Genomic DNA, 3788 nt, shown 5'->3' with positions numbered 1-3788 from the left:
TTCTAGCTTCGTCGGCAGCGTCAGATGTGTATAAGAGACAGGAATAGCACCAAATGCCCATCAACTGAAGAAAAGTAAATGCCTCGAAAATGAAAATACTGCACATTTTGCTTGATGGACATAGGGACCGGCTCCTTAGTATAACCTTTTTACCATATAAATATATATTACGTATTATAATTATAAAACCTAAAAAATTTCTTATTTTTCAGAAAAATAAAACAATAAATTAGGATTTATTGTATAATGTTGTAAAAAGATGTCGGAGGGATTTTATGTTACATACAATAACTCAATTCACAATTAAGCTTTCATCAATTCTTTTATCACTCTTACTATTATTAAATTTACCTTATTTATTTATCACTCAACAAGGATTTACCTTTCAACCAATATATTTTTTTAATCAGATCGTTACTATGTTAAAAGAGGTTTTCTCCCCTGAATCATTAGTGGTTATCGGCTCAGACCCGAAATTTGGTAGTTTCAAAAAAACACCATTATTCCCAACTGTTTTAGAACCTTACCTATATTCATTTACTGTATTATTTTTAGCCTTTTTACTTGCGCTCTTTCTATCTTCTAGCATGGCATTTTTTTATTTTTTAGCAAAAGATTATATAAAAAAATGGATAAACCGAATTGTGTTCATATTAGAAGCTGTCCCTGATATGATGATGATGATTTGTTTGCAAATATTTTTCATATGGGTACTTCAGAAATTCGGGGAATCTCCTGTCACCATTATTTCTTTTAATGAAAATCGAGCTTATTTACTCCCTATTTTATCTTTAGCTGTCTTACCTACATTACAAATGTTTCGGATGATGGTGTTATACATAAAAGAAGAACATGGAAAACATTACGTAGAGGTTGCATATGGAAAAGGCCTTTCATCAAGTTATATACTATGCATTCATTTATTCAAAAATATATCTATCCACTTCTTCCATCATTTAAAAACGATTTTTGTTTTCTTACTGTCTAACTTATTCATTTTAGAATTTGTTTTTAATATGCAAGGTATTATTCAATTTTTATTTAATAAGGCGTTTATTTCACCACCAGCTGCATTTATCATACTTGTTATGATTATTTTACCGTTTTATGCCATTTTTCAAATAATCTCATTCATGATGAATAGATGGCAAAATCAATTGAAAGGAGCAACATTATGAAATCTATTTGGAAATCAAAACGCTTTTTAATCGGCTTTACTTATTTATTCATACTTATTTCAGCTAGTTTTATTTATAGTTGGTTCTTTAAAGATAACATCCCAAAACCTCCTCAGTTACTTTACAATGACAATAACGAATTACTTGGAAAGGCCCCCTTTCCACCATCGTTAATACCGCCTTTTGGATCTGATCGTTTTGGAGAGTCTGTTTTCTTACAAATTGTAGAAGGAGCAAAATTCACTATTTTATTAGCCGTGGCAATTAGCTTCTTTCGAATTTTATGCGGAACATGTATAGGAATCCTCTTAAGTTTATACGCTCCAAAACTCAAGAGATTTTTCCAGGCATGCTCAGAAGTTTTTTATTATATTCCAACTCTATTTATCGCATTCATACTCATCACGCCCGTTAATATTGTAATCACATCAAATGCCGATGGGTTAGATCCAAATATTTCATTTACGTTTTATCAAGTACTCGTACTTATTTTCGTCGCTCTGCCTACACTTTCTTTATATATATCCTCAGAGGTGGATGAATTTATGAAACGAGATTACATCTTAAGTTCACAATTACTGGGTGCTAGCCGTTTTCATATTATCAAAAAACACTTACGAGTCTTATTACTTGACCGCTTATTTGTGTTATTCATGGAACATATCGTCCAAACACTCATACTCGTTATCCATTTAGCGTTGCTTAACATTGTAATTGGCGGGATACAAATGCGTGAACTCTATGACGGAGTGCTCAGACCTGTTTCTATATCTAATGATTGGGCAGGCCTTATTGGATTAAATCGTAATGAAATGAATCTTTCATGGTGGATTATTTTTTATACTCTCGCTTCATTCTTTATTACGATTCTATTTATTAAGCTTATGACAATCGGGATTCAAGATGCACTGAAAGCAAGAGATTCGCAAGTTGTAGCAACTCAAAACGTTCCAGATCATAAAAAGTTTGTTAAAAATAAAGATTCTTTTTCGTTTGCAAATAAAGTGAACTTTTAATCATATCTCCTCAATCAAGTATGAATTGGCATTGATATTAGTAGAATATAAAGAAGATGATCCCTATTGAATACAGGAATCATCTTTTTTATGCCGTCTAACTTTTTTACATGACCTTTGCTAGACTCATGCTTTTTATATTTAAAATGAATTATTTACAATCACAACTATTCTGTTTAAAATCGATTACCATACGCCCTTGAATTTTACCTTGTTCCATTTCTTCGAATACATTTTGTACTTTATCTAGAGAACACGTTTGAACAACCGGTACTACTTTTCCTTCTGCACCGAACATAAATGCCTCTTCGAGATCCTTACGAGTACCTACTAGAGAGCCAACTACTTCAATTCCGTCTAGTACAAGTCGTGGAATGTTTAAATCCATAGTTTCTACTGGTAACCCTACCGCAACTACTTTACCACAGGCACGTACTGCATCAACCGCTGAGTTGAATGCTACTTTAGAAACGGCTGTTACTACAGCAGCATAAGCACCACCAAACTCATCTTGCACAATCTTATCAGCAGGACCTTGAGAAATTGGATTGATAGTCATATCAGCACCAACCTCTTTTGCTAAGGCTAATTTATCGTCATTAATATCTACTGCAATTACCTTTGCACCAAATACGTTTTTAGCATATTGGATAGCTAAGTTACCTAATCCACCACAACCATAGATGACGATAGGTTGACCAGGTTTAATATCTGATACTTTAATAGCTTTATATGTAGTTACGCCTGCACATGTAATTGATGATGCTTGAGCAGGATCTAATCCTTCTGGTACTTTCACTGCATAATCAGCTGTAACGATACATTGTTCAGCCATACCACCATCTACTGAATAACCAGCATTTTTAACTTCACGACAGAATGTCTCTCTACCAGTTACGCAATATTCACAACGTCCACAAGATTGGAACATCCATGCAATACTTACACGGTCACCAACCTTAAGTGAAGTTACATCATCAGCAAGTTTAGTAACAATACCTACACCTTCATGACCAAGGATGCGGCCATCCGTGTTACCAAAATCATGATTCGCAACGTGTAAATCAGTGTGGCAAACCCCACAATACTCTACATCTACTAACGCTTCACCTGAATGTAACGGACGTAATTCTTTTTCGATAACCTCGATGTTCGCTTTGCTGTTTTTATTAACCACTACTGCTTTCATATGTGATCTCCCCTTTAGTGTTTTAGAGTTTTAATGAGTTCATCTCACAACTACTGTCCTCACTATTTTGGCTAATTATTGCGCCAAATTTAAATGTTCAATCATCATTACACGTTCATCATAACATGACATTTCATAAGTAAATTGTGAAATTATGAACAATGTTTGAATTATTGCATAAATCGATTTCTTAACTGAATTAAAGATGAGAGTTTATGAATATAAGTAGGTCGCATTTTTCTACAGGAAAATAAATCAACTACATTTAGAGATTATATAATCAAACGATCCACCAATATAAAAAGCTCTTCATTTGAAGAGCTTTTTATCAGGCTGTGGAGAAAGTCTTCTCCACAGCCTGTTTATGTGTCTGAACCTCTTTTTATGTGTCAACACTGATAAAAA

3 protein-coding genes are annotated in these 3788 nt (G+C 33.5%); 2 read left to right on the top strand and 1 reads right to left on the bottom strand.

Going from position 1 to position 3788, the window contains the following annotated elements; all coding sequences use genetic code 11:
* The first annotated feature begins 275 nt into the window (after positions 1-275).
* Together JDS92_RS29750 and JDS92_RS29745 are read left to right on the top strand one after the other, a co-directional pair.
* Positions 276-1178, top strand: a complete 903-nt coding sequence (locus tag JDS92_RS29750; protein WP_000903311.1) for an ABC transporter permease subunit — start codon at positions 276-278, stop codon at positions 1176-1178.
* Positions 1175-2194: an ABC transporter permease gene (locus JDS92_RS29745; protein ID WP_000836570.1), complete on the top strand. Its 1020-nt coding sequence runs from the start codon at positions 1175-1177 to the stop codon at positions 2192-2194. Before JDS92_RS29750 ends, JDS92_RS29745 begins: the two co-directional genes overlap by 4 nt.
* Positions 2195-2345: 151 nt before the next feature.
* Here JDS92_RS29745 and adhP read toward each other — a convergent pair whose 3' ends face one another.
* On the bottom strand, positions 2346-3383 hold the full coding sequence (adhP, locus tag JDS92_RS29740) for an alcohol dehydrogenase AdhP (protein WP_000649126.1): 1038 nt from the start codon (positions 3381-3383) through the stop codon (positions 2346-2348).
* Positions 3384-3788: the final 405 nt, after the last annotated feature.

The sequence above is a fragment of the Bacillus cereus group sp. N12 genome (genome assembly GCF_016483575.1).
Taxonomy (GTDB): Bacteria; Bacillota; Bacilli; order Bacillales; family Bacillaceae_G; genus Bacillus_A; species Bacillus_A toyonensis.
The sequence above is the reverse complement of the archived record's forward strand: the minus strand, read 5'-3'. Positions and strand labels throughout refer to the sequence as shown.